Below are 26,437 nucleotides of genomic sequence, written 5' to 3' on the forward strand. Positions count from 1 at the left end.
TCCCAAAAAATAACCATTACCGTAAAAAATCGGCTGCACTCCCGACAGCAGCCCTGCCGTTCGCCGCGGCAGACCGTGATTGGAATCGGACTGCGCGAACTTTTTTACCAAAAAGTTCGCTTGCCATCGGTCTGAGCGGCTCGGCGGCATTGCCGCTGCCTCGCGTTCCGCCTTTTTTATTTTATATTATGTCTCTTTTCTGTGTATACTTTTTTCATGCGTAAGCCCTGGTTATATAGCCCGTACTTGCCGTATAAACGCACAAAGACGGATAAGACGGTTTGCAGTGAGGTTTGCCGCTTTTGTCCGATGCCTGGTGAGAGCGTAAAGGAAGTATAGAGAATAAAATACAGCCGGTATTTTAACGACTGTCAAAATCCGGCTTGACTTCTGCAACGGAGGGTCGTATTATTCAGGAAAAGGTAAGCGAAGGTAGAAGTCAATATAGGAGCGGACATAGGGTCTTCGGACATGCTACAGGCAGTGCGGTTCAACTCCCACCGCCTTTGCTTACCTTATTTTTTTAGCTTTATGATCTCATTGAATTTATTAATTTCTTTAGTGGACATAATATGATTCCTATATTGTAATTCAAAATCGCAATGGTTTCGGACAACTTGTATGAATACGGTATCGGCGAAAAAAGGCTTGTCAAAATTCGACGTCCTCAATCTCGTAATCGGATCGATCATCGGATGGGGTTCGTTTATTTTGCCGGGTACTTTTTTTCTGCCGAAAGCGGGCGTGGTGAGCACGGCAATCGGTCTTATCATCGGCGGATTTTTTATCGCGATCATTCAAAAAGCATATCAAGTGATGCTTTCGTGTCACGTCGGCGAAGGCGGTGAATTTTCGTATGCGCTTTCGAATCTCGGAAAGGTTCACGGCTTTGTCGTCGGCTGGTCGCTGAGTCTGTGCTATTTGAGTATGATACCGCTCAACGCGACTGCCTACGTTCTGATTTTGCGCAAAATTTTCGGCAGCGCGGTGCTGTGGGGGCACCTGTATACGATCGGCGGGACGGACGTGTACGCCTCGGACATCATTATCGCTTCAATACCCATCATCGTTTTTACGCTTGTCAATTTGTGCGGCTTGTCGCTGAGTGCCCGCATTCAAAACGTCATGAGCACATCCCTCGTCGTCATTGTCATTGCTCTCTTTTTTATCATCCTCACTAAAAGCGATTTGGAAAATTTTTCACACAATTATTTCGGGGCATCGCAGATCGCGCCCGCAAAAATCGCTCCGGTCGTCGCCATCGTTCCGTTTTTGTTCGTCGGTTTCGACGTCATCCCGCAAGTGTCGAACGATCTCCGTTTTTCGCCTGCAAAAGCGCATGCGACGGCAGTCGTCGGGATCGTGTTCGGCGTCGTCATCTACGCGCTTTTGAATATGATCGCAGGCTTGAGCTACGACCCCGAAAAAGCGTCGAAGCTTGAATGGGCGGTTGCATCTTCGGTGACGGAAAAAACGGGGACGGTCGGTTTTGTGTTTATGTTGATCGCGCTTTTTTCGGCGGTTACCGGCGGCATAAACGGCTTTATGATCGGCAGCAGCAAACTGCTCGGTGCCATCGCAAACGAAAAATTGAGTCCCGCGTTTTTGGGAGAAAAAAACGCAAAGGGTTTGTATCCGAAGGCGATTTTATTTATCGCAGCCGTCAGCTTGATCGGACCGTGGATCGGCAGAGAAGTGATCATCCTTATCGTCGATATGGCCTCCGTACTCGCGGCGTTAGCGTACGGATACGTCGGTTTCGTCGGCATAAAAAAAAGCGTTTCCGCTTTCGATAAAGTATCGAGCGCTCTTGCGTGCGGCATCGGTTTGCTGTTTATCGCACTGCTCCTCTGGCCGACTTCTCCCGCACGGCTGAAAAACGGCTCGATCGTCTTTTTGATCGCATGGACTGTATTGGGGATATTGTTTTACCGTTTCGGTGCGAGCCGGAGATCGAAGGCATAGCGTAAAAATATCGGCCACTCATCGTGCCTTTCGGCGGGTATTTTTGCCGTGTCGAACGGCGGAGCCGGCGGATTTTGTTTTTTACAACAGCGGACATTTTTTTCTCGACATTTGATCAAATACTTTGTACAATATATCCGTAAAAGTTTTTATGGAGGTTATATGAAAAAGCTATCGGTATGGGCTCTTGCGCTCTGTGCCGCCGTGCTGTGTTTTTCGGCGTGCGGCAAAAAGACCGCTTCAGGCGCCGAGTTTATTATCAGCAACGGTGCCGAGCCGCAGTCGATCGATCCGACGCAGATCGAAGGTGTGCCCGAACATCGCATTTTTTTGGCGCTGTTCGAAGGTCTTGTCGGCTATGACGTAAAAACATGCGAAGCCGTTCCGGGCGTTGCGGAAAGCTGGGAGCGCAGTGCGGACAATACGGTTGTGACGTTCCATCTGCGCAAAACGACGTGGAGCGACGGTACGCCGATCACGGCGAAAACCTTTGTCGATTCGTGGCTCTATTATATGTCGCCGAAAACGGCTGCAGTCTACGGCTATATGCCGGCTTTGGTTATCAAGGGTGCAAAAGAATACAACGAAGGAAAGGCTCCTGCGAGTTCCGTCGGGATCCGCGCCGTCGACGATTATACGTTTGAAGTGACGCTCGTCGGTCCCGTTCCCTATGCGGTCGATATGATGGCGCACTATGCATTTTCGCCGCTTCCGATGCATGCGATAGAAAAATACGGTTCCGAATGGATCAAAAAAGAAAACTTCGTCGGCAACGGTCCTTTCGTGCTCGAATCGTGGGTGCCGCAGGATAAGCTTACCGTCGTTCCGAACGATAAGTATTGGAACAAAGAGAATATATTTTTGTCGCGCATCACGTTTTTGCCGATCGAAGACAGCGTTACCTCGTACAACAAATACAAAAACGGCGAAATCGATTGGAACTCGTCGAGCGCTCATATCCCGCCGGATTTAATCGACGAAGTTGCGCTCCGCGACGATTATCAGTGTGCGCCGTACCTCGGTTCGTATTATGCGTTTTTCAACGTAAACAATAAAACGCTCAAAGACGTCCGCGTGCGCAAAGCGCTCATCCTCGCTCTCGATACGAAAGAACTCGTCGAAAAAGTAACGAAGGGCGGAGAGCTTGCGACCGGTGCTTTCGTTCCCGAAATGGCAGGCTATACTCCGCCGAAGGGTTTTTCGTTCGACCCCGATGAAGCGAAAAAGCTGCTTGCCGAAGCCGGTTATCCCGACGGTAAGGGCTTCCCCGTGCTTACATATATTTTCAATACGAACGAAAAGCACAAAAAAACCGCCGAATGGGTGCAGCAGCAGTGGAAGAAAAATCTCGGCATCAACGTCGAACTGCAGAACATGGAATGGAATTCGTTCCTGACAAAGCGCCAGGCGAACGACTTCGAAATCGCGCGCGCGGGCTGGATCGGCGATTATAAAGATCCGTCGAACTTCCTCGAACTTTTGACGACGGGAAGCGGAAACAACGACGGACGCTACAACGTTCCCGAATTCGATAAGCTCGTCAGCGATGCCGCCCGTATGCCGGCGGGACCTGAACGTATGAAAGTGCTTGAAAAGGCCGAATCGATTGCGATCGGACGGGACGCTGCGGTCATCCCGATGTACATCTACGTTTCGCAGTGCCTTATCGATTTGAATAAATGGGACGGCTGGTACTCGAACGTCCTCGATATTCACTCGTATGTGGGCTTAAAACCGAAAAAATAAAAAAAAATAAATTGCAGAAAATGTAATTTTCTGGTACAATAGACGGAACGGTCTAAAACGGCTGTTCCGTTTTTTTTTATACCGGAGTACTGTATATGGGAAAATTTATTATAAAACGTTTACTCGGTCTCATTCCGACGCTTTTCGTTATCATTACACTGAGTTTTTTTATCACTCGGCTCGCACCGGGCGGCCCCTTTGCAAGTGAAAAAAAAGTACCTCCGGAAATCCTCGCAAATCTCGAAAAGCAGTATCACATGGACGAACCGCTGCTTAAGCAATATATCCGTTATGTTGTCAGTGTCCTCCACGGCGATTTGGGACCGTCGTTCAAAAACAAGGATTTTACGGTCAATCAGCTTATCGGCTCAAGCATGCCGAACTCTCTTCTGCTCGGCGTCATCGCGCTTGCCCTCGCTATGCTCTTCGGTATTACGTTCGGACTCATTTCCGCAGTAAAACAAAACACGTGGGTCGATTACACGACGATGTCCTTTGCGAGCGTAGGTCTTTCGGTGCCGCTTTTCGTTGTGGGGCCGGTCGCGGTGTTTGTCTTTGCGCTTACGCTCAAATGGCTTCCGACCTCCGGCTGGATCACGGGGCGCTACGGATGGAAAACGCTCATCATGCCGGCTTTTACGCTCGCTCTTCCCCGCTTTGCGTCGATCGCCCGACTCACGCGCGCGAGCGTGCTTGAAACGCTCCGTTCCGATTACGTGCGTACCGCTCGTGCAAAGGGTTTGAAAAATTCAGTCGTCATGGTAAAGCACGTGCTCAAAGGCGCTCTGCTTCCGGTCGTCAGTTATCTCGGTCCCGCGTTTGCAGGCATCGTTACCGGCTCGGTCGTTATCGAACAGGTGTTTCTCGTGCCGGGTATCGGAAACTTTTTCGTCAAATCGGCGCTCAACCGCGATTATACGCTCATCATCGGTACGGTCATCGTATATTCGGGCATCCTCATCGTTATGAATCTTATAGTCGATATTTTGTACGGATTCCTCGATCCGAGGATCTCTTATAAATAACGGGAATATTAAAACGCTATGATTAAAAAACAAAAAAAAGCGACGAACGAATTCAATCAGGAAATGAAATCGGTGTCGCTGACGGCCGATGCGTGGAACCGCCTGCGAAAAAATAGAATGGCGTATGTGAGTTTTTGGATAGTCGTCGTCTATGCGCTCATCGCGCTTTTTGCGCCTGTGCTGCCGTTTTATCCGTATGCGCAGCAAAATCTCAATCATACGAATCTTCCGCCGTCGTTTCAAAAAGCGGGAGCCGTCGAACTCGTAACGCGCAAAGCGTATTTTGCAAAAGTGATGGCAAAGGAAAAGCGCAGCGAATACAACGCTGAAGAACGGGCGGCGATCGCTGCGATCGAAGAACGCAATAAAACCGATCCCGAACAGAACCGGAGATATTTGTTGGGCACCGATTCTCTCGGACGCGATATGCTGTCGCGCACGGTGTACGGCGGACGCATCTCCATGATGGTCGGTCTCATCGGCACGGTGACTGCGCTTCTCATCGGCATCGTTATCGGTGCGATCGCGGGCTACGCCGGCGGAAAAATCGATTCGTTTCTCATGCGCTTTGTCGATGTCATGTACGGACTGCCGTATATGCTCGTCGTCATCATTATGATGGCGATCGTCGGGCGAAACGTCGCCATCCTCTTTATCGCGATCGCGCTCGTGTCGTGGCTCACGATCGGACGCGTCGTGCGCGGACAGGTGATGAGTTTGAAAAACATGGAGTTCGTTCTTGCCGCCCGTTCGATGGGAGCCCGTCCGTGGCACATCATCATGCATCATCTCATTCCGAATACGGTCGGCATCATCATCGTGTATACGGCGCTGTCGCTTCCGTCTTTTATCATGAGCGAAAGTTTTTTGTCGTTTTTGGGACTCGGCATTTCTGCACCGCTTGCGTCGTGGGGTTCGCTCATTGCGGACGGCGTGCAGGGTATGGCGCTCTATCCGTGGTGTCTGCTTGTGCCGGCAATCGTTATGACGGTGTTTTTATTTGCAATGAATTTTTTGGGCGACGGCGCGCGCGATGCATTCGATCCGCAGTCGAAAAACAGGGTGTGAGGCATATATGACGGACGAAGTGATTTTACAGGTAAAAGACCTCCGCACCTATTTTTACACCGACGCGGGAGTCGTAAAAGCCGTCGACGGTTTGACTTTCGACCTGCACAAAGGCGAAACGCTCGGACTCGTCGGCGAGTCGGGTTCGGGAAAGAGCGTTACGAATCTTTCCATTATCAATTTGATTCAAACGCCGCCGGGAAAAATCGAAGGCGGGGAAGTGCTGTTTAACGGCGAAGATTTGTTAAAGATGAGCGATGCGCGCCTGAGAGAGATACGAGGCGACAGGATCGCGATGATCTTTCAGGATCCGATGTCATCTCTCAATCCGTATCTCCGGATTTCGACGCAGATGATCGAAACGATATGCCTGCATCAGGGGTTGAACAAAAAGGCTGCAAAAGAAAAAGCGATCGAAATGCTGAAGCTTACCGGCATCCCTGCGGCGGAAAAACGTATCGACGGATATCCGCATCAGTTTTCAGGCGGTATGCGTCAGCGCGTCATGATCGCAATGGGGCTGTCGTGCAATCCCGACATACTCATCGCGGACGAACCGACGAGCGCACTCGATGTGACGATCCAGGCGCAGATACTCGATTTGATGCAGGATTTGACCCACCGTCTCGGAACCGCCGTCATTTTGATAACGCATTCGCTCGGCGTCGTTGCCGGAGTGTGCGACACGATCGTCGTCATGTACGCCGGCCGCATCGTCGAACGCGGTACGACGGAAGATATCTTTTACGATACGAAACATCCGTATACGCAGGGGCTTATCAAATCGGTGCCTCGTCTTGACCGCGACGACGAAGGCAGGCTCTTTTCGATCGAAGGACAGCCGCCGAATGTGGTCGATTTGCCCGACTGTTGCCCGTTTTATCCGCGCTGCCATAAGGCATTGCCCGTGTGCAAAAACCGCTATCCGCCGGTCGTGCAGTTTTCCGGTACGCACCGCGCGGCGTGTTGGCTCTATGCGCAAAAAGACGGCGGAACGTTTACCGCAGAGGACACGACCAAATGAGCGACAATATCCTTGAAGTACATGATTTGAAAATGCATTTTTCCGACGGGAGCGAAGGCCTTTTCGGCGGCAAAAAAAAGTATATCTACGCGATCGACGGCATCAGCTTTGAAATAGCGAAGGGCGAAACGCTGGGACTCGTCGGCGAATCGGGCTGCGGAAAATCGACCGTTGTGCGGGCGGTTTCGCACTTGTACAAACCGACGGCGGGAAAAGTGCTGCTCGACGGAAAAGATTTGACGAAGATGAAAAAGTCGGAAATGATCGCGGTCCGGCGCGATATGCAGCTCGTGTTTCAGGATCCCTATTCGTCGCTCGATCCGCGCATGACGACGTCGGAAATCATCGCCGAACCGATGCGCATTTACAAAAAATACGGACTGCTCGATATAGCCGAAGCCGATATCACGTCCCGCGTCGAACACCTCATGGAACTTGTCGGTCTTTCGAAATTTTTCAAAAACAGATTTCCGCACGAATTTTCAGGCGGTCAGCGGCAGCGTATCGGCATCGCACGCGCGCTTGCGCTGAAACCGCGTCTCATACTTGCCGACGAACCCGTTTCCGCACTCGACGTTTCGATCCAAGCGCAAGTGTTGAACCTTTTTAAAGACATTCAAAAAGAGATGGAGCTGTCGTATCTGTTTATCGCGCACGATTTGGCGGTCATCAAATACATTTCCGACAGGATCGCCGTCATGTATCTCGGCAAGATCGTCGAAACGGGCGGCTATAAAGACCTCTATGCGAATCCGCTACATCCGTACACGAAAGCGCTGCTTTCCGCCGTTCCGATCCCCGATCCGAAAGTCGAACGGCAGCGTCAGCGCATCATATTGAAAGGTGACGTTCCTTCTCCCGACACGCAGCGACCGGGCTGCTATTTTTACGACCGCTGTCCGAACCGCATGGAAAAATGCAAACGGTGTCAGCCGAAATTCGTTCAGCCTGCAGGGGCGGCGGCCGATCACAGCGTCGCGTGCTTTTTGTACGAGTGAGCGGAGCGGCGTGCGGGCAGCCGATTCCACTCGGCGTGCACCATGCTTTGCCATACGGTTGATGATTTTTTCCAACCGTTTCGCGCATTGATTGAATGGTAAGTTTCGAAAATAAATAAAATTCTGCGGAGGTCTGTAATGAGCGTAGCGATTACGGTACAGCATGCGCTGAAAAAATTCGAAGACGGCAGCGTCGTTATCCCCGACCTTTCGATCAAAGTCCGTAACGGAGAATTGTTTACGCTGCTCGGTCCGTCGGGCTGCGGCAAAACGACGCTTTTGCGGATGATCGCCGGTTTCAACAGCATTGAAGGCGGCAAAATTTATTTTGACGATCGGGAGATAAACGATGTCGATCCCGGCAAGCGCAATATCGGTATGGTGTTTCAAAACTATGCGATTTTTCCGAATATGACGGTGCGTAAAAACGTCGCATTCGGACTACGCACTCGGAAGCTTCCGCCCGAGCAAATCAAAAAAGAAACCGATACGTTTTTAAAACTCGTGCACGTCGACCAATACGCCGATCGAATGCCCGACAGATTGTCGGGCGGACAACAGCAGCGTGTCGCCCTTGCCCGCGCTCTTGTCATACAGCCCGATGTTCTGCTTATGGATGAACCGCTGTCGAATCTCGATGCGAAGCTGCGGGTTGAAATGCGCTCCGTTATAAAAGAAATACAAAAAAATGTCGGTATAACAACGGTTTATGTAACCCACGATCAGGAAGAAGCTATGGCTATTTCCGACAGGATCGCCGTTATGAAAAGCGGTGTCATACATCAGTGCGGCCGTCCGCAGGATATCTATATGCGTCCTGCAGATACCTTCGTTGCGGGTTTTATCGGAAAGTCGAATATGATGGAAGCTTCGCTGAGCTGGAACGGAGAAGACGCGCGACTGGAATTTGCCGGCGGTTACGCCGTTTCCGTTAAAACGATCGATCCCGCGAAAAAGCTGACGGGTAAAGTTCTCGTTTCCTGCCGACCCGAAGAGCTGATCATCAATCAAAATAAAGACGACAGCGGCATATCGGCGGAAATCGTCGACAGCGTATTTCTCGGATTGAACACGCATTATTTCGTGCAGTTTGCGACGGGAGAGCGTACCGAAATCATCCGCGAATCCGATGTCAATAAAATGATTCCGGTCGGAACGAAAATATCGCTGAAAATCAATACCGAAAAAATCAATATTTTCGATGCGGATTCCAAAGAAAGCATTATGCAAGGCGTAAAACGAATAGACGAAGGAGAATGATCAAAAGTGCCGGCTGAAATATCGCCGTCACTTTTGATTGCGAGTTTGCGCGGATGTTTGCGGAAGATATGTACACGTATCGTTTCGATGAAAATCAAATGAATACGATATAGTATGATTTCGCAAACTCGATTTATTGAACGTGTGCGCCTGTGCGCACGGCTAAAAACTTTTTCGGATGTCGAGACATTCCTGCAAAAGTTTTTATGGGAGATATGCATGCATAGACGGAAAGTGTTCGAATTTTGGAATATTATCGCGGTCGTCATATTTTTCCTTTTTGTTTTATTTCTTATCTATCCGATCGGAGGATTGCTTCGTGAAGCGGCTTACGTAGACGGCAGCCTTTCGTTCGATGCGTTTGCCCGTTTTTTTGCCAAAAATTATTATTATTCGACCGTATTCAACAGCTGTAAAATTGCTGCGGTAGTCATGCTGTGCTGCCTTTTGCTCGGCATACCCTTCGCGTATTTTTATACGTTTTTCAATTTGCGCGGCAGGAAATTTCTCTTTGTGATGAGCCTGCTCTGTACGATGTCCGCGCCTTTTATCGGCGCGTACGCATGGATTTTGCTTATGGGCAATAACGGACTTGTAACGCGCATACTGCAATCCTTCGGCATTCCGCACGTTACGATTTACGGTTTCGGCGGCATCGTGTTCGTACAGACTTTGAAGCTTTTTCCGCTCGTGATGATTTATATGAACGGCGCTTTCCGCGATATAGACCGCTCGCTTATGGAAGCTGCGGAAAGCATGGGCTGTAAAGGAGTCGATCGCTTTTTCCACGTACTCATGACGCTGACCATGCCGACTATTTTGGCGGCGGCGCTCATCGTGTTTATGCGCTCTTTTGCGGACTTCGGCACTCCGCTTCTTATCGGGCGGGGATATACGACTTGTCCCGTTTTGATTTACAACGCGTACCTCGGCGAAAACGGTGCGGACAATCACTTTGCTGCGGCGATCAGCGTTCTCGTCGTGCTTATAACGGCGGTCATTTTTCTCATTCAAAAACTTGCGACGAATAAATTTAAATTCACGATCAGCGCTATGCACCCGATCGAAGTGAAAAATTGCCGCGGCGTCAAAGGCGTGCTGATGCATATCTATTGTTACGTGCTCGTTGCGATCGCCATGCTGCCTCAGTTTTACATCATCTACATATCGTTCAGAAATTACAACAACAGCATTCAGCTGCCGGGTTATTCGCTTATTAATTATCAAAAAGCGTTCCAAAAAAATTTATTTCGCGCTACCGGCAACACGCTGGTAGTCGGTTTTTTTACGCTCGCGATCATAATACTTATTGCGGTGTTGATTGCGTATCTTGTGGTGAGACGCAGCAGTATCATGAGTCACACGCTTGATACGATTTCGATGCTGCCGTATATCATGCCGGGTTCCGTAATCGGTATTGCGCTTGTCATTGTGTTTTCCAAGCCTCCGTTTGCCATTGCCGGTACGCTCGGCATTATGATCGCGGCTTTGGCTATACGAAGGCTGCCCTTTACGAGTCGATCCGCCGCCGCCGCCATGATGAAGATAACGCCGAGTATCGAAGAGGCGGCGCTGAGTCTCGGAGCGACTAAAATAAAAACATTTGCGGGAATTACCGTGCCTATGATGTCGAGCGGCATCATTTCCGGTGCGGTTTTGAGCTGGGTGTCGATTATTACCGAAATGTCGAGCGGTGTCATTTTGTATAATAACAGAACGATGACGCTTACGATCGGGACCTATGTACAGATCAATAACGGCGTTTACGGAGTGGCCGCCGTGTTTGCGTCCGTTACTACGATTTTAACAATTATTTGTTTGGCGGTATATTTGCGTTTTACGAAACTCGAAGACGTGCAGGTGTAATATACCGCGATTTGTTCTTTGTTGATTGATCGGAAGTTTTCCGGTTATTATAATAAACGGATGTTGATTCGAAGTCCGCGAAAGCGGACATGTAGAATCGGTTCTTTACAGAACGAGCCGCAGGCTCTAACATCCTGTAAAAGTTTTTATAGGAGGTGATACAAAGCGCCGTCTGAAATATCGCCGTCGCTTTGTATTTCGAGTTTGCGCGGATGTTTGCAGAAGATTTGTATACATATCGTTTCGATAGAATCGTATGCGTATGATACAATTTATTTTGCAAACTCGTCTATTAAACGAGTGCGCCGCTAGAAACGTCGGAGCAAAGCTCCTCGTTGCGAGGCTCGCGCACGGCTAAAAACTTTTTCGGAAATTGATATTTCCTGCAAAAGTTTTTATAGGAGGCTTTATGAAAAAAACATTGTTCGCTTTTATGCTGCTTGCAGCGGGAATGTGCGTGTATGCACTGGGTTCGAACGATTCGAAGGCGGCGGAAAGTGCAGGTCCTCGCCCCGCATGGGCAAAGAGCGCCGACGAAGTCACCGGTGTCGTAACGATCTATACGACCTTTGAAGAAACGCAGCAGCAGATCATTCTCGATCTCTGGAACAGACTCTATCCGAAATGCAAAGTCGAAATCGTAGCCGATTCCGTCGGTACGCTTGTAACGAAGATACGCGCGGATGCGTCGAGCAAGGCGGACTGCATCGTGGGCGGTATGTTCGCCGCGGACGGAACGAAGTATCACGATGTGCTTCAGCCCTATACATCGACCGTCGAAAACGAACAGCTCTTTCATGACAAGTCCGGCTACTATACGTATTGGGACGTTCAGCTCATGTGCCTCGTCGTGAATCCGAAGATCTTAAAAAATTTGGGTGTTACGGTAAAAGGTTATCAGGATTGTCTCAATCCGAAGCTCAAGGGTAAAATCATCCTGGCAGACCCCGCGGCCGCTTCATCCGGCTGGCGGCAGCTTCAGACCATGCTCGCGTGTATGGGAGATACCTTTGACGACGCGAAAGGCTGGGCCTATGTCGAAAAAATTATGGGGCAAAGTTTTAAAACCAATTCTTCAAAGGACGTGTTCAATCTTGTAAACGAAGGCGAATATGCGGTAGGGCTTTCGTACGAATCGACTCCGGCAGGTATCATTTCTCTCGGCGGCGCGGTTATGGAAATCGTCTATCCCGTCGAAGGAAATACGGCGATGGCGTCCGGCGGTGCCGTGTGCAAAAATTCTCCGAACCTTACGGCCGCAAAAGCCATGATCGATTTGTGCGCATCGAAAGAATTCCAAGATGAACGTGCAAAGATCTTCGGCCGCCCGACCAACAGCAGGTGCAAGCCGACGAATATGCCCCCGACGGACAGCTTTAAGCTTATCGAACTCGATCACGATTACTTGAGTAAAAACAAAGATAAGATGATCGAGCACTGGAACGATTTGTGGGCGAAGGTCAAAGGCCGTTAATTACATACTGCCGTCTCCGATAGGTTTTCGGAGACGGCGCATAAAATCAGTATATCGGACAAATTCACTTTTGAAAAGTGAATTTGTCCGCCCTGTCCGATCGTCTGTCGCTGTGTCGTTGCGAATGCGACCGGTATCAAAGGATAATGCGACCGTGCCCGGCTGTGTGATATGCCGGGTCTGTCGATTGACACAAGTTCGCTTCGCCGATACCATTCGTTCATGATGCACGAAAAACTGCCGCACGGGAAACTTGCCGTCAAACTCATCGCACTCGATTTGGACGATACGCTTTTAAACCGCGATTTGACGATTTCGCCGCGTACGGTTTCCGCGCTGCGCGCCGCCGCTGCACGGGGTATCTTTGTTGTCATCTGTTCCGGCCGCGCGGAAAGCGGCATCCTTCCGTTTGTCAGGCGGCTCGATATCGCGGGTTTGCAAACCGGCAGATACGTCATCGCGCTCAACGGAGCGGTCGTATTCGATTTGCACACGCGCGAGCCGCTCTTTTCAAAAAATCTTGACGGCGACGTGCTGCTCGAAATATTTTGCGAAGCGGAAAAACGCGGACTTTGTGCGCAAGTGTACAGTGCTTCTACGATCTATGCTTCCGTCGATACAAAATGGTCGCACCTCGATTCGGACATTTCGGGACTTCCGCTGAAAGTCGTCGACGATTTTCCGTCGTTTTTGAAGTGCGGATATGCAAAGATGCTGATTTCCGCGGATCCGAAAGATATCGATGAATTTATTCCCTTTCTGCGTGAAAAATTTCGCGGTAAAGCCGACTTCTTTATCAGTAAGCCGTTTTTTCTCGAAGTGATGCCGCCGGACTGCGGCAAGGGCGAAGCGGTGCTCTACCTTGCGCAAAAGCTCGGCATAGAGCGAAGCGAAACGATGGCGTTCGGCGACAGCATGAACGACGAATCGATGCTGCGCATGACGGCGCACGGAGTCGCGATGTCGAACGGTCTTCCGCAGATTCGGGAAGCGGCCGCGTACGTGACGCGCAAAAGCAACGACGAAGACGGCATCGCCGATTTTCTCGAAGCCTTTGTATTGTAGCATGTCCCTTCGTGATCGCTGTAGCTCGGCGAAAATCGACAAACGCGCCGCAGAGTTCCGGAATAATTAACCGCTCCGCGCGAATAAATCGAAGCGGGTATCTAAAAGCCGATCTGTCCTCGTTTGCTCGAAACGTGCTATACTTTCCGTATGCTCGATTATATTTTGATCGGATGTGCGGCATTTATTATTATCTTTGCGCTGCGGTATTTTATTAAATTGACGGAACGCGATAAGCGTAAAACGGCCGGTACGCGGCAAAAGATGTATTCGTTTGCGAATTGTCCGCTTTGCGCTTTTCCGTTGTATAAAGAAGACTTGTATTCGCGCGTATTTCGGCCGATGACGGTAAGCGACCAGCGCTGCATCATCCTCGGCTGCCCGCATTGTTATCCGAAAACCGAACCGGGCGTAAAACGGGTATGTCCCGTATGTCATAAAGAAGTTCCGCCGGAGGGACACCTCGTCGCACGACTTTTTAATAAAACGAAGGACGGTAAAAAGCACGTCATCGTTACCGGCTGCTCTGTGTGCTGCAAATACGAACCGTCGTGAAGCGGATGCATTGTCCTCGATAACGCAGTGTCCCGAGCTAAAGCTTTCAAAATGATATACCGATAATGAAGGGAATAGACGGCTTTATCGGTCAATATTGTTTAAAACCGTCGTTTTAAAATCGTTTATCGGTTATAATTAAATATATAAGGGAGTTTTATGAAAAAAATTATATTCGTCGCCTGCTTTTACTGCGCATTAGTAGGTGTATACGCAGCCGGCTCCAGAGATATAACGAAAACCGAATTTAGCGCTCCGGAAAGCTGGCAGGAAACGGTCGATATTTCGGCGAAAAAAAAGGGAAAATACAATATCCTCGTGACGGCTCGCGATATTGCCGGAAATGTCGGCTATGCGGGGCCTTTTAATATGTATATAGATCCCGCTTCGGATTTACCCGTAACGTCGATCGCGTTTCCGAGTTCGGGCGCGGCCGTAAACGGTAATGTGGATATCGTCGGGACATGTTATGATGACGATAAGGTTTCGCAGGTTTCGCTGCGTATCGACGGCGGCGAACAAACGTATACGGCAAAGGGCACCGAATTTTGGTCGTACTCTCTCGATACGGCGTCGTTAGACGAAGGTCTGCACATCGTCGAAGTATGGGGTGTCGATGTAAACGGTGTTCAGGGGAAAAGCGTAAAGACTTCGTTTAATTTGGACAGACGGCAGCCCGTCACGAATGTTACGAATACCGGAGCAGGTTCTTTGGTATCGGGTACCGTACAGCTGGAAGGAACGGTTGAAGACGGCAACGGTATAGAGCGCCTTTTTTATTCGCTCGACAACGGGAACAAATTCGAAGAAGTGCGCCTTTCATACAATAAAAAACTGAACCGCTCAAATTTCAAACTTCCCGTAAAAACGACACTGCTTTCCGACGGGCCGAACGTATGTTGGTTTAAAGCGATCGATAAACAGGGTTCGACGGGAATTTATACCTTTTTGTTTTTCGTAGACAATGTTGCACCGACACTTTCGTTTATCTATCCGGACGATGAAAACGAAACCTTTCCGAGCGTTTTTTCCGTTGCGGGAAAGGTCGCCGACAGTACGGAACTCGAGTCTCTTTCGTGGGTATGCGGCAAAGCGAGCGGCGACATTCCCGTAACGCCGGGCAACGATTATTGGGTCAAAGAATTCGATTTCAGCGGCACGAATACAAAATCGCTTCTCATCGAATTCGTTGCAAAAGATGTTGCGGGAAACGTCGTGCGCGCGAAAAAAAAGATCGCGATCGATAAAGCGAAAGACAAGCCCGGTTTGGAAATCGTCAGTCCGAAAGCGGGCGAAAAGATAGACGGTGCTCTTTTTGTCGCCGGTTTGGGATACGCAAACGCGTCGGAAATCCGTTATCGGATCGATAAGGGTGAAGAAAAAACCGCTGCTGTCTCCGGATCGTCGGGTACATTCACCGCAACCGAAGACGAACTTCCGGCCGGAAACCATACGCTTGTCGCATACGCCGTACGTGCCGACGGAACGGCGGGAAATGCGCATACCGTTCAATTCTCTTCAATAGGAAAAGCGCCCGTCATCTCGTTTGAATCGGGCGGTTCCGTCATTCCGTTATACGGTGCGCAAAATAAAGTTTCGACTGCCGTCCGCATCAAAGCGGAAGCGGGCTTGCACGAAGTGCTTGTCGGTTTTAACGGCGAAGAAGAAAAAGCGCTCGTCGTAAAAGAGGGTCAAACCGAATTTACCGTGCGCCCGCCCGTAAACGAAAAAATGCCCGGGGGAATATATTCGATATCCGTCAGCGCGACTGATACGGCAGGCCGCGCCGTCCGCCAAAAACTGCTCATAGGCATTGCCGGTAACGCCGCTTCAAGCGACTCCGCCGCGTTTGTGTGGGCGGGAAGGAGAATCGGAAATGCTGCCGTTCTCGAAGCGGGCGAGTCTTTGACCGGTTTGTATTATTCGGCCGACGGTGCGCAGATCGAAAGCGCCGAATTGACCGGCTCTGCGGAGCTCAGTTGCGAAGCTGAAGGCAACGTCGTAAAAATCAGTGCGGCAAAAGACGGCACCTATAACGGCATACGCTTAATGATACGTACAAGCGACGGTAAAGAAATGACGAGCGAAAGCATCGATATGCTGGTCGATACGGCCTTTCCGAGTATAACGCTCGAACGAGCCGCGTCATCGTCATACGTAAAGGATTCGATCGTGTTTTCAGGAAGCGCGAGCGGTACGCTGCTCCCGCCCGAATATCGCCTGTCGTCCGCATCTTCGGATGAAGTTTTAACGGGAACGCTCGAAAGCCGTTTCGAAAAAACGCTCGACGTAAAAGGCTTTCCCGACGGAGCGCTCCTGCTCACCGTCGTCGCCGTGGACAGCGTCGGTAAAAGAACTGCAGAGCACGGAATTTTTATAAAAGACACCGAAGCGCCGGACGTGCGTATGGTGATGCCCTCATCGGGCGATAAGGTAAACGGTTCGGTAACGGCGGCTTTTAAAGTCGATGAAAAATTCGGCGGCGTAAAAGCCGAATATAAATCCGACGATAAAAATTCCGTGTGGAAAGAATTTCCGTATGCATCGCTCTCGAACGTCGTTATCGGCACGGCATCGGAACCGATAAGCAAAAACATGCAGTTCCGCTTTACCGACGATGCCGGAAACGTAAAGCTCATCGATACATACGACTTCGATATCGATACGGCTGCGGATGCGCCCGTCGTCGAAATACATTTACCGTTTGAAAATCAGATCATTGTCAAAGATTTCGAGATTTCGGGTATCGTCTACGACGACGACGCTCCGGCGAAAATTTATTATAAAATCGATAATGCGCCGTATACGGCGATCGACGTTACGCATACATTTTCTATTCCGATCGCGCTTTCGTCTTTGACCGACAACGAGCACACGATCAGCATATACGGCGAAGACATTTACGGCGTAAAAGGTACGCCGGTCGAACGCAAGATCAGAGTGTCGCTCGAAAAGCCGTCGGCGCAGATGACTTCGCCCGATATCAGCGAAACGGTAAAAGGTCTCATAACGATAGGCGGTACGGCTTCCGACGGCAACGGTATCGGAGAAGTGTACATATCGGTGAATAACGGAAACAGTTTTTTGCTTGCCGAAGGCGCGGAAAAATGGACCTATTCGCTCAATACTCAGGTTATCGGCGACGGCACTCACGTCGTCCTCATCAAAGCGATCGACAAGTACGGGCAGGAATCGATATCGTCGACCTTGATCAATACCGACAATACTCCGCCTTCATTGGAAATCGAATATCCTTTGGCGGGTTCCGCGCTCGATAAAGATTTATTTATATCCGGTCAGGCATGGGACAATATTTCGCTTGAAGGCGTAACGCTCAAAGTAAAGAGCCTTTCGAATACGACCGTTCCCGCATCTCTTGCACAGATAAAATTGAAGACGGAACTGCTTATCGCCGAAAGCATCGATATCGCTCCGCTGCCTGAAGGGCGCTACAATTTGGAAATATCCGGCATCGACAAAGCGGGCAATACGAACGAAGCCGCCGTAAATTTCGATGTGTCCCGAAAAGCCGATAAAAATAAAATCGAACTGCTGTATCCTCTGAACGGACAAACGCTCTGCGGCGAGTTCAACGTGTACGGACGCACGGATCCGGCGTCGAACATACAACAGGTATCGCTGTTTATAGACGGAAAACAGATAGCGACGACCGATGTGTCACCGACGTATTATTCGTCGTTCCGGCTGAATCCCGAACTTATAAGCGACGGCACGCACACGATCGAAATAAAAGGGATACTTCCCTCAAGCCAGACGGTTATTTCAAGCGGCGTTTCCGTGCAGTACAAAGCGGACGGCCCGTGGATCACGATCGATAACCTTGCGATGGGCGACTTCGCGGTCGATCGTCCGTATCTGAAAGGCAGTGTCGGCTATTCCGTTTCGCAAGAAGAAAAAGATGCCGTCTTTGCAAAGGGCGCATCCGCGGATGCGAAACGACTTTTTGCGGGAAAACGTCTCAAATCGGTTGAAGTGAGCTTCAATAACGGACGAACCTTTGTTCCGGCAAAACTCAAAAAAGGCTGGCAATACCGTATCGAAACGGAAGACATGGTTGAAGGCAATCATTTTTTGCTCGTCCGTGCCGTCATGGAAAATAAAGAAGTTGCGATATGCAGGACGATCGTAAAAATCGATAAAACAGTCCCGAATATAACGCTTATCTCTCCCGGTGCCGGCGGCCGTTATAACGAAAGTATAACGTTTACCGGTTTGATATCGGACAATATCGAAGTGCAGGATGCAAACGCCGCGCTCCGAAAAGGCGACAAAGCGACGTACGGGGTGCCCAAATTCATACAGGGTCTGCATTTCGAAGCGGGCTTTTGGGGCGCAACGCTGTGGAATATGGGCGTCGGTTTAAGCTTTTTCGACGACAACGTAAAGCTGCAGTTTCATTACGGGCAGTTTACGCAGGATCAATTCGACTGGTTTTATAAAACGCAAGACCGCTCGCTGCGGCAAATCCGTTACGGCGGACACGTCGGGTCTATAAAACTTTTGGCGAACGTATTCGAACTGCCTTTCGGCTACTATTTCGGTCCCGATTGGCACTGGCTGTATTTGAATGTAGCCGTCGGAGCGCAGTTTTCGCTGTTCAGCGAAACGCAGAGCGGAAAACCCCAAGTGCTTTCCGCCGGTTTGGTACAGCTCGAATTCCCGCGCGTAAAGCTGTACAAACGAAAATACTTCAGCTCGTTCTCCTTTTTTACCGAAGGGCAGCTGTGGTTTATTCCGTCCGATGTCGGCGGATCGTCGATCAAATCCGTTATGCCGCACATAAGCGGCGGCGCGCGTGTAAATGTATTTTGAACCGGAAGACAATATGAATCAAAGCAGTTGTCCGAAAAAATCGGGCAATAACTTTTGGAGGCGGGTTATGAAAAATATTTTATTATTAAAAAATAAAAATGTCAGGATGAAACGCGGTCTCTTATTTTCGGCAATACTTTTTGCCCTTATGATCCTGTATACTGCGTGTCCGCAGTACGTTGCACTCGGCGGGGGTGTGGATATTTTACCGCCGAGCGGCGAAATCACTTACCCCGATGCGGGGGAAACTCCGATCCGCGGAAGCTTTGTGCTCAAGGGAACGGCAAAGGACGACGAAGGCGTACAAGCCGTCTCGATCGTGTTTGAAAACATAGATACGAAAGACCGAAAAGGTCCGTTTTACGCCGAGGTTTCAAACTCCGGCTCATACGAAACATCGTGGACTGCAAACATCACTAACGAATCCACGGGAACGGTAGACAATCATCCTCTCGTAAAAGTGTACCCGATTCCCGACGGTGAATACACGGCCATCGTTACCGTTACCGACAGCAACGGTAAAACGTCAAACTTTACGAAGAACTATAAAATCGATAATACACCTCCCGTGTTCATCGTTTCGCGCCCGTCGACGATTATCTTAAACGATGACAGTACCGCACAGGCCGACCCTTACGGTTCGGTTTTTACGGTTGTAGGACAAGCGGAAGATCGAAGCAAAATAGAGGATCTTACTTTAACAGTTGACGGGACGAATATAAGCGTTTCGAAAAAATTTGTCGGAAAAAATATAAACGAAGAAATAGCTACTGCTACAAAGAATGCTACCGAGTTTACCGATCCCTTGTATAAATATAACGCCGACAATGCGAGTCCGAAAATTAAAGCGCATATATCTTTAACAGACAATGCGCGTTTTTTTAAAGGCGACGGAAATGAAGGTGAGGGAAACACTTCGGAATGGTATTATTTGCGGGATAGGGATATCCGATCGGTTTTGGACAAGGGGTATACCGCCGATGTTATAAACGATTATTTTGCCGGAAAAAGAGGTTCGGCTTCTTCATCGAATAAAACGCTGAAGCTTTTGGCAAAATTATATGACGACAATGATCCTGAGGGACAGTCTGTAAAGCAGATATTGTTTAATGCCCGCATCATGACCAAAGCTGACCCTGTCATTACCGATCAAAAATTTTCCTTTTTTACGCTCGATCCGAATAAATCGCCCGGTTTTAAAGTAACAAACGGAACCAATTTTCCTCAATCCTTTCCCGCGGCGACTCCAGATGCAAATTTGCCTCATCCCGGTGTAGAGTTTTTCAGCGGTTCGGTGCGGCCTAAAGTTTTTCTCAAGCTTATTCCGAATAAAAACGGCACTCGGTTGGTTGACCCTTTCACTTACAACGGATACAGAGCGAGCGGTATTGTCATCAATATGTATAAATGCAACGATGATGTTGCGTACGTTACTTCCGGCGATAAAAAAATATTGAATTTGGTGCAGTCGGCTACCCCTGCTTATTCTTTAAAATTTGCGGATCTATCGACACAGGACGAGGCCGATAACGTTGTTACCGGCACAAATGAATTGACTGTACAATGGCAGCTGCCGAATCCTGCTGGTTTTTCCGCCGGATATTATGTAATAGAAGTGGAAGGAAAAGATACCGAAAATAATGATTTTGTTGCTTATGACGGAAATAATTCGCCCGGAGGCTCTTTCGTTATCAAGTTTGAAGCGGCAGGCAACAACCTTATGATACTTCCCGGTGCTCCTTCCGGTTTTGTAAAAGAAGCTTTTCATGTCATTGCAAATGTTTCTTCCGGGCAGCCGGTTACCAAAGTATGTTATAAATTTGATGGAGCGGCAGGAGAAAGCGATACGGAACTTCCGCACTCTTCCGGAACCGAATGGAAAACCGCTGCGCCTGTTTCGATTACTTCATTATCGGAGGGAGAACACAAAGTTCATTTTTGGGCTAAGAATAGTACGAATCAGACTGCTAATGCCGAAATAGCATTTATTAAAGATACAATAGCTCCCATACCGGATTTAAAATATCCTCATGCCAATGCCGAGCAGGCGGGAACCGTAAGAATTATGGGAAGCGTTAGCGATGCCTATGCCGGCGTAAACAAGGACGGTACGAAGTACATCATAGGAAAACAGACTTCCGTGCCAACCATTAATACTACTACCGGTTGGCGGGTTATGGATAAAACCACTCCGGTTTCATGGGAGTTTACGTATAACTTGGATAATTTTTCGTCAAATCCCGCCTCTCACGGTGATTTGGTTAGCGCGGGTGTGTACGATATTCCCGTCTATATTTTGACCGAAGATACCATAGGAAACAAAGCTGTTAAAGACTTCACTATACGCTATGATTCGAACGGCGACAAGCCGGTTATTACAGTACTTTCACCGCAGCAAAATCAAACTTTGGGCGGTACCGTCCAAATATTCGGTACGGCAGCTGCCCGATTAGGCACTCCTGCAGACATCGGTAACGTATATATTCAGTTTTCAAAAAACGGTAACTTTGGAGATACTGCAAACGGGAATATGACTTTCGGAACATCCGGCGGCGGTTATGATGCCGATTGGCATAAAGGCGGCAACGGACAGCTTGTACCGGGTACTGACGGTACTAGCGGAGGATCGAATTGGCAAATTCCGATAAATGAAAACGGCGCGTTTAATAACCCGAACGGGTCGAACTGGGCGGTTTATTTCAGAGTCCGTGCCAAAAATAAAACTACTAATAAATACGGTCCATGGTCAGAGCCTGTAAAAATCTTCATAGATGAAAATTATCCGACTATCGGCAGCCCGGATCCCTTAAAGCTGGTAAATAAATCGGACGGTTCAAACCCGATAAATTATACATCGGGTATGTGGATCGCCGACGGGAAAAAACTTATCGGTTCTTTATACGACGACTCCGGAATAAAAACCGTCGAGATTTCATCTCAGGAACTGTTGGGCAATCAAAAATATAATTTGTCACAAGCGTTGTCAAACCATTGGATTGCCGAAGATACCGCGCATGCGCCTGCTTCTCCCGGTGCAAAAAATTATACGCTTCAAATTCCGCTGGATTTAAGTACGCTCAGCGAAGCGTCGAAACGCAAAGGCGAGATATCGATAAAAATCAAAATAGTTGATGTGGGACAAAACTTGTCGAGAGAAGAAACCGTAAAGCTGAACTTCGATATTACAGCTCCGGCAGGTGATGTAGGAGAATTTATCTACAGATACAGCGGAAACGTCAGAGTATCTTCCATAATGGACTCCAATCTTGCACAAAAAGTAAAAGAATATGCGCCCGGCCCGACTCCCGATTACAGCAAGCTGCACCTTTTAATTAACGATAAGATCCGCACAGTAACAAACGTCAGTGTAAATACCGTGTCTTTTGCTCCCAATCTTGATAGAGCGGGCATGTATAATTGTCTTTTATATAAAGCACCGTATATTATACGGAACGACGGCGGAAACTGGATTGTGCGCGGTGTTGCAAACGACGACGGCTCAGGTATAAAAAAGATCGAAGCGACTGTTACTGTTGACGGGCAGACGGCACAAAGCGGTGAAATCACAGGAGATAAAATAACGCAACATCTCGGTGGGCAAGTCAGCTGGGAAGGAGAGATCGATTTAAGCACCCTAAAGGACGGTAAAGGAAAACTGAGCTGCAAGATTTATGATGAGCAGGGTAACGTATATAACGTTCCCGATGTCGATATAGTCGTAAAAAACAAGCCGATTGTTGTTTCTAAAGTTACGCTCTCTACCGACATAGCCGGAAGCCCTGAGAGCTTTGAAAACAACACTACAAATAAAGCGCTTAAAAACGTAAAGACTGACAGTAATCTTGACTTTACCGCAGATTTTGCGAGTACCGAATTTGCCTTTAAGAATAAGGATAATTCAAAGATAAAGGTTGACTTTACCGGCGGATACGGTACGGTAAAATATCAGCTTAAAAAAGAAAACGGTACTCTATTAGGAGGACTTACCGCTATTACAAGCGGCGGTGAAATCGATTTAAAGAATCATTTTGGCACGACTACAGATAAAATCAACAATTCAAACGGTACGCCGACAAAAATTATCCTTGAGTTGTGGGGCGAAGCGGCGGGTTATACACAAGGCACGGATTCCGCTTTTGCAAAAGTCAATATTACTACGCTTTTTGAAGCTATCGATACTGAATCGCCGACGGTGGTCATCCTTCCGTTCCATTGGAACGGCGAAAACGATAACTCGCTATACGAAAACAAACGCACCAACGGGCATGTGGAAATTGCAAAGATTAACAGCTTAGGCAACGATCACTCTTCCGTTTCGGGTAAAGTTACCCTACGAGGTTTTGCGTATGACAATGTTAAAATCGATTCAATTAAGGCGGAAATATCCGGTAAAACGTTAACAGCTGCGCTTTCCGGCAATGGGCCGTGGACGGCCGGAACAATAACTTCGGCAGATGGTATTGTATTAAAGGTAAAAAAACTCGGTGCCGACTATCTTGGCTATTACGTTACATGGCAGATTGATTGGGACACTGAAAAAGCGGGCGTAGGGCTTGCGAAAGACATTAAAGTAACGGCTAACGATGGAACAACGACATTTTCCGACACCGGAGTGACTACAGCCAAAACAACAGGCGTTATCCGGAGTGAAAAAAGGTCCGCAGAAAACGCTGTTTTCGCAAATAAGAAGCCGGGACAGTTCGTTGTGTTTACAAAAGGCGAAACGCAGTATCTCACACGTATAAGAAGCGTAACAGGTAATACGGCAACCCTTGAAGATGATGTTCCCGTTGAAGCAACTACGGTTTCTATGTACGCTTATACTGCAAACGAGCCGAAAACAACGGTAAACGTTGTTCCGTATATTACGGAGGTAGTAACGGGATTAACAAGTGCAGACGGCGGATTTAAAGGGTCTTTCTCACGTGCATCGACCGGCGAATATCCGGTACGGGCTGGGGAAACAACCGAATCTTCTGCAGAAAAAGAAAAAAGAAAAATACATATAAAGGGTTTTAACCTTAAGCATAATAGCACTTATGGAAATGCTTTTTTGGGAACTCGAGATTTAAGCAATGCACTCGAAAGTATTTATCTTGATTCTTCTACCAGTACAAGCGGCGAACTGAAGGTTAGCGTAAACAGTATCGATTCGATAAACAACAAGGTGGATATTACCAAGCCGTACAATCTTGAGGCGAATAATGCAAACAATGATATTCTGACGGTAAAGCGCAAGTTGTTTGTATGGGAAACGAAACCCATTATTGACAATAACTTTATGGAAAGTCCGCAGTTTGTAATGGATAAAAATTCCAATTACTATATGTCGTATGGCATTTTGGCGGTAAGCGGAGATTTAAGCTTTGCCATGATGAAAAATACAACGGTTACTGCTGTACAGATGGCATCTTCCCATATAATTGAGCAGTGCTACAGTAAGTATCAAAATACGGTTATCGCATATGATGAGGGCGGTAATATGTACGGAGGAGCAAGCAATACCGATAGAGCAAGTAATAGCACCAGTTTTACGTTCTTTTCGCGAACGCGAGGAACCGGCGCAACGGGACATTATGGTAACTATAACGGAGGAACAAATAGACGCCGTCTTGAAAATAATGCAAACACGACAAGGAATGTTTATGATGTAAGCCGTGTCCAAATACCGAAGCTGGCGGTAAGAGGAGGCAGTTCCGATGCAAAGGTTGCACTGATTTATTATGACCGGAATAATAATACTACGCCGGTAAAATTTCGATACGGAACTGTAACGGCGCCGGATGCTATTACCGGCGGTTTAGGGTATAATGTTGATAGTGATGCTACCGGCTCAGATCCTAATAATTCAGGCTCTGCAAGAGGTTACGAAGTTATTGCAGATTCGACCACTTCTCATAAAAGTGGTTTGTATGCCGCAGTAGGATTGACTTCTACAAACCGGGCTGTTGCCGTATGGTATGATGCGACAAACGCGAAGCTGATATACAGTTACCGCGATATGGGCACAAGCTATGCGGAGCCGGGTATCGGAGGAGACCGGAAAACAACCGAGTGGCAGAATAATGCGGTTGTTATTGACGGCGGTGCTCCGCTCTATGTAGACCTCGTTATAGACGATGAAGACGGTTTGCATATCGGCTATTATTCAAGCGGTAACGGCGGCGTGCGTTATGCGTATCTTGCTCCCGCTAAAGTAAAAGGGGCAAGCAAACCTGAAACAAGCGACTTTAAGATTGCTACGGTAGATACCTACATGAATCCGGGTACATTCCTTAAAATGGGAGTGCGCAAAGAAAACAACAAGCAGGTTCCGTACATCAGCTACTACCATAACGGTTTTTACGGTTCGGCAAACGCCGCCCGCATAGCATGGCTCAAAGACGGCATCGGTTCCGACGGTAAGGTAAAAGACGGCGTGGTAAACAATAAGTTCACCGGCGACTGGGTTGTCATGACGGTGCCCGCAAGCGCAGGTATCCAGCAGTATACGATTTGTCAGGGCGTACCGACGGCGAACGGTACTAACAGCTATAAGGATAAGGTTATCGCCGCATACTTTACAAATGCGAATTATGAGATGGCGGTGTTGACGAAGTAAAAGAAGCAAAGGCCGGTAAGCGGATGCTTGCCGGCTGTTTTTATATGAAAGGTGCGGTGTTCCGAGTCGTTTGGAGTTATTGAATAAAGAGGCCTCTATCAAGTGTATTTCGTAATGCATAAAAGAGCTTTTCAAATATTTCAGCAGAACGGTAATTGTTTGCATATGAGAGGGTGGAGCGCGTAAGCTCTTTATGAATACCCAGATGATACCGGCAATGACCGCTTGCGTTAAGTGAATTGATGAGACTTCGCGGCCCGTTATGGTTTGCGATTTTGGCGTAACACATCGTGACCAGCTGCTGCCACGTTGAAAATTTTTTGCAGTATTTGTCCGATTGAGTTGATTTGATCAAAGCATAAAATTGAGATCTGTTAATCAAGGATAGTAAATAGCTTGAGTTTTGTGTTATACTGATTTTCGTCTGTAATTCCTCTTGTGGTATCGTTTTGTCTTTCTAACCTAACTATACCATGAATTACAGACTTTTTAAACTTCCTATTTTATCTTGGACAGATGTGATAGTTGATATAAATTTCCGCGCTTTATTGTCGTCACTACCGGCTCCCCTCAATTGCCTGCTCTATTACGGATTGTTCTATAGTCAATGTAAGCTTTGCCAACATATATCATCTTACACGTATGATTGTAATGGACACGTATTACTCAATAAGCATAACCACCAATAGCGCAGTATAATCCTTAAATGAGCATACTATATTGCGATTTTTTGAAATTCAGAAAAATTGAGGTAATTTCATCTGAGAGAACGTAGAGTAAGCTCCACTTTATTCGTGCGGGATTAATACCCTGATGTTCTGCGTCAAGGTTGTTGATTTTTTCCTCGTGATATTCTAAAACAAAAATATCGGTGGATAGTTCGTATAGTATTATTTTAAAACAAAGGTAATTTGACAGCCTATCAACTTTGTAACTACATTAAACATTAATTATGTT

14 protein-coding genes are annotated in these 26,437 nt (G+C 48.1%); 13 read left to right on the forward strand and 1 reads right to left on the reverse strand.

The genetic code is table 11. The annotated features are described in order from the left end of the window. Positions 1–621: 621 nt before the first annotated feature. The 13 genes from JSQ97_RS07460 to JSQ97_RS07520 all read left to right on the forward strand — a co-directional run bounded on the left by JSQ97_RS07460 (position 622) and on the right by JSQ97_RS07520 (position 25,480). A complete protein-coding gene (locus JSQ97_RS07460) occupies positions 622–1,965 on the forward strand; it encodes an APC family permease (protein WP_205075474.1) in 1,344 nt (447 codons plus the stop codon). 162 nt (positions 1,966–2,127) lie between these two features. Continuing rightward, positions 2,128–3,711: a peptide ABC transporter substrate-binding protein gene (locus JSQ97_RS07465; protein ID WP_205075475.1), complete on the forward strand. Its 1,584-nt coding sequence runs from the start codon at positions 2,128–2,130 to the stop codon at positions 3,709–3,711. 95 nt (positions 3,712–3,806) lie between these two features. Then, positions 3,807–4,736 (forward strand): oligopeptide ABC transporter permease OppB, encoded by a 930-nt coding sequence (gene oppB, locus JSQ97_RS07470; RefSeq protein ID WP_187384264.1) that lies wholly within the window; start codon positions 3,807–3,809, stop codon positions 4,734–4,736. Positions 4,737–4,754: 18 nt separating this feature from the next. Further along, entirely contained in the window at positions 4,755–5,804 is a 1,050-nt protein-coding gene (locus tag JSQ97_RS07475; RefSeq protein ID WP_205075476.1) for an ABC transporter permease, read from the forward strand. A 7-nt stretch (positions 5,805–5,811) separates the two neighbouring features. Continuing rightward, a complete protein-coding gene (locus JSQ97_RS07480) occupies positions 5,812–6,828 on the forward strand; it encodes an ABC transporter ATP-binding protein (RefSeq protein ID WP_205075477.1) in 1,017 nt (338 codons plus the stop codon). Beyond that, entirely contained in the window at positions 6,825–7,826 is a 1,002-nt protein-coding gene (locus JSQ97_RS07485) for an ABC transporter ATP-binding protein (protein WP_205075478.1), read from the forward strand. The genes JSQ97_RS07480 and JSQ97_RS07485 overlap by 4 nt, the downstream gene beginning before the upstream one ends. A 138-nt stretch (positions 7,827–7,964) precedes the next feature. Further along, a complete protein-coding gene (locus JSQ97_RS07490; RefSeq protein ID WP_205075479.1) occupies positions 7,965–9,086 on the forward strand; it encodes an ABC transporter ATP-binding protein in 1,122 nt (373 codons plus the stop codon). Between the two features lie 219 nt (positions 9,087–9,305). Next, entirely contained in the window at positions 9,306–10,952 is a 1,647-nt protein-coding gene (locus JSQ97_RS07495) for an ABC transporter permease (RefSeq protein ID WP_205075480.1), read from the forward strand. 409 nt (positions 10,953–11,361) lie between these two features. Continuing rightward, positions 11,362–12,426 carry an extracellular solute-binding protein gene (locus JSQ97_RS07500; RefSeq protein ID WP_205075481.1) on the forward strand — a complete coding sequence of 355 codons (1,065 nt, stop codon included), beginning with the start codon at positions 11,362–11,364 and terminating at the stop codon, positions 12,424–12,426. 222 nt (positions 12,427–12,648) lie between these two features. Further along, entirely contained in the window at positions 12,649–13,491 is an 843-nt protein-coding gene (locus JSQ97_RS07505; RefSeq protein ID WP_205075482.1) for a Cof-type HAD-IIB family hydrolase, read from the forward strand. Positions 13,492–13,641: 150 nt separating this feature from the next. Next, a complete protein-coding gene (locus tag JSQ97_RS07510; protein ID WP_205075483.1) occupies positions 13,642–14,046 on the forward strand; it encodes a hypothetical protein in 405 nt (134 codons plus the stop codon). Positions 14,047–14,205: 159 nt separating this feature from the next. Next, positions 14,206–18,879 (forward strand): Ig-like domain-containing protein, encoded by a 4,674-nt coding sequence (locus JSQ97_RS07515; protein WP_205075484.1) that lies wholly within the window; start codon positions 14,206–14,208, stop codon positions 18,877–18,879. Between the two features lie 67 nt (positions 18,880–18,946). Continuing rightward, complete coding sequence (locus JSQ97_RS07520) at positions 18,947–25,480, forward strand: hypothetical protein (RefSeq protein ID WP_205075485.1); 6,534 nt, start codon at positions 18,947–18,949, stop codon at positions 25,478–25,480. Positions 25,481–25,556: 76 nt separating this feature from the next. On the opposite strand, the gene JSQ97_RS13140 is transcribed toward JSQ97_RS07520, so the two are convergent. Next, positions 25,557–25,862 carry a DUF4372 domain-containing protein gene (locus JSQ97_RS13140; protein WP_255519644.1) on the reverse strand — a complete coding sequence of 102 codons (306 nt, stop codon included), beginning with the start codon at positions 25,860–25,862 and terminating at the stop codon, positions 25,557–25,559. Positions 25,863–26,437 lie beyond the last annotated feature (575 nt).

The organism is Treponema sp. Marseille-Q4523 (assembly GCF_016901105.1).
In the GTDB taxonomy this organism is placed as follows: domain Bacteria; phylum Spirochaetota; class Spirochaetia; order Treponematales; family Treponemataceae; genus Treponema_D.

Coding starts and splice junctions, on each gene's coding strand:
- JSQ97_RS07460 (WP_205075474.1), top strand. CDS start 622: ATGAATACGGTATCGGCGAAAAAAGGCTTGTCAAAATTCGACGTCCTC.
- JSQ97_RS07465 (WP_205075475.1), top strand. CDS start 2,128: ATGAAAAAGCTATCGGTATGGGCTCTTGCGCTCTGTGCCGCCGTGCTG.
- oppB (WP_187384264.1), top strand. CDS start 3,807: ATGGGAAAATTTATTATAAAACGTTTACTCGGTCTCATTCCGACGCTT.
- JSQ97_RS07475 (WP_205075476.1), top strand. CDS start 4,755: ATGATTAAAAAACAAAAAAAAGCGACGAACGAATTCAATCAGGAAATG.
- JSQ97_RS07480 (WP_205075477.1), top strand. CDS start 5,812: ATGACGGACGAAGTGATTTTACAGGTAAAAGACCTCCGCACCTATTTT.
- JSQ97_RS07485 (WP_205075478.1), top strand. CDS start 6,825: ATGAGCGACAATATCCTTGAAGTACATGATTTGAAAATGCATTTTTCC.
- JSQ97_RS07490 (WP_205075479.1), top strand. CDS start 7,965: ATGAGCGTAGCGATTACGGTACAGCATGCGCTGAAAAAATTCGAAGAC.
- JSQ97_RS07495 (WP_205075480.1), top strand. CDS start 9,306: ATGCATAGACGGAAAGTGTTCGAATTTTGGAATATTATCGCGGTCGTC.
- JSQ97_RS07500 (WP_205075481.1), top strand. CDS start 11,362: ATGAAAAAAACATTGTTCGCTTTTATGCTGCTTGCAGCGGGAATGTGC.
- JSQ97_RS07505 (WP_205075482.1), top strand. CDS start 12,649: ATGATGCACGAAAAACTGCCGCACGGGAAACTTGCCGTCAAACTCATC.
- JSQ97_RS07510 (WP_205075483.1), top strand. CDS start 13,642: ATGCTCGATTATATTTTGATCGGATGTGCGGCATTTATTATTATCTTT.
- JSQ97_RS07515 (WP_205075484.1), top strand. CDS start 14,206: ATGAAAAAAATTATATTCGTCGCCTGCTTTTACTGCGCATTAGTAGGT.
- JSQ97_RS07520 (WP_205075485.1), top strand. CDS start 18,947: ATGAAAAATATTTTATTATTAAAAAATAAAAATGTCAGGATGAAACGC.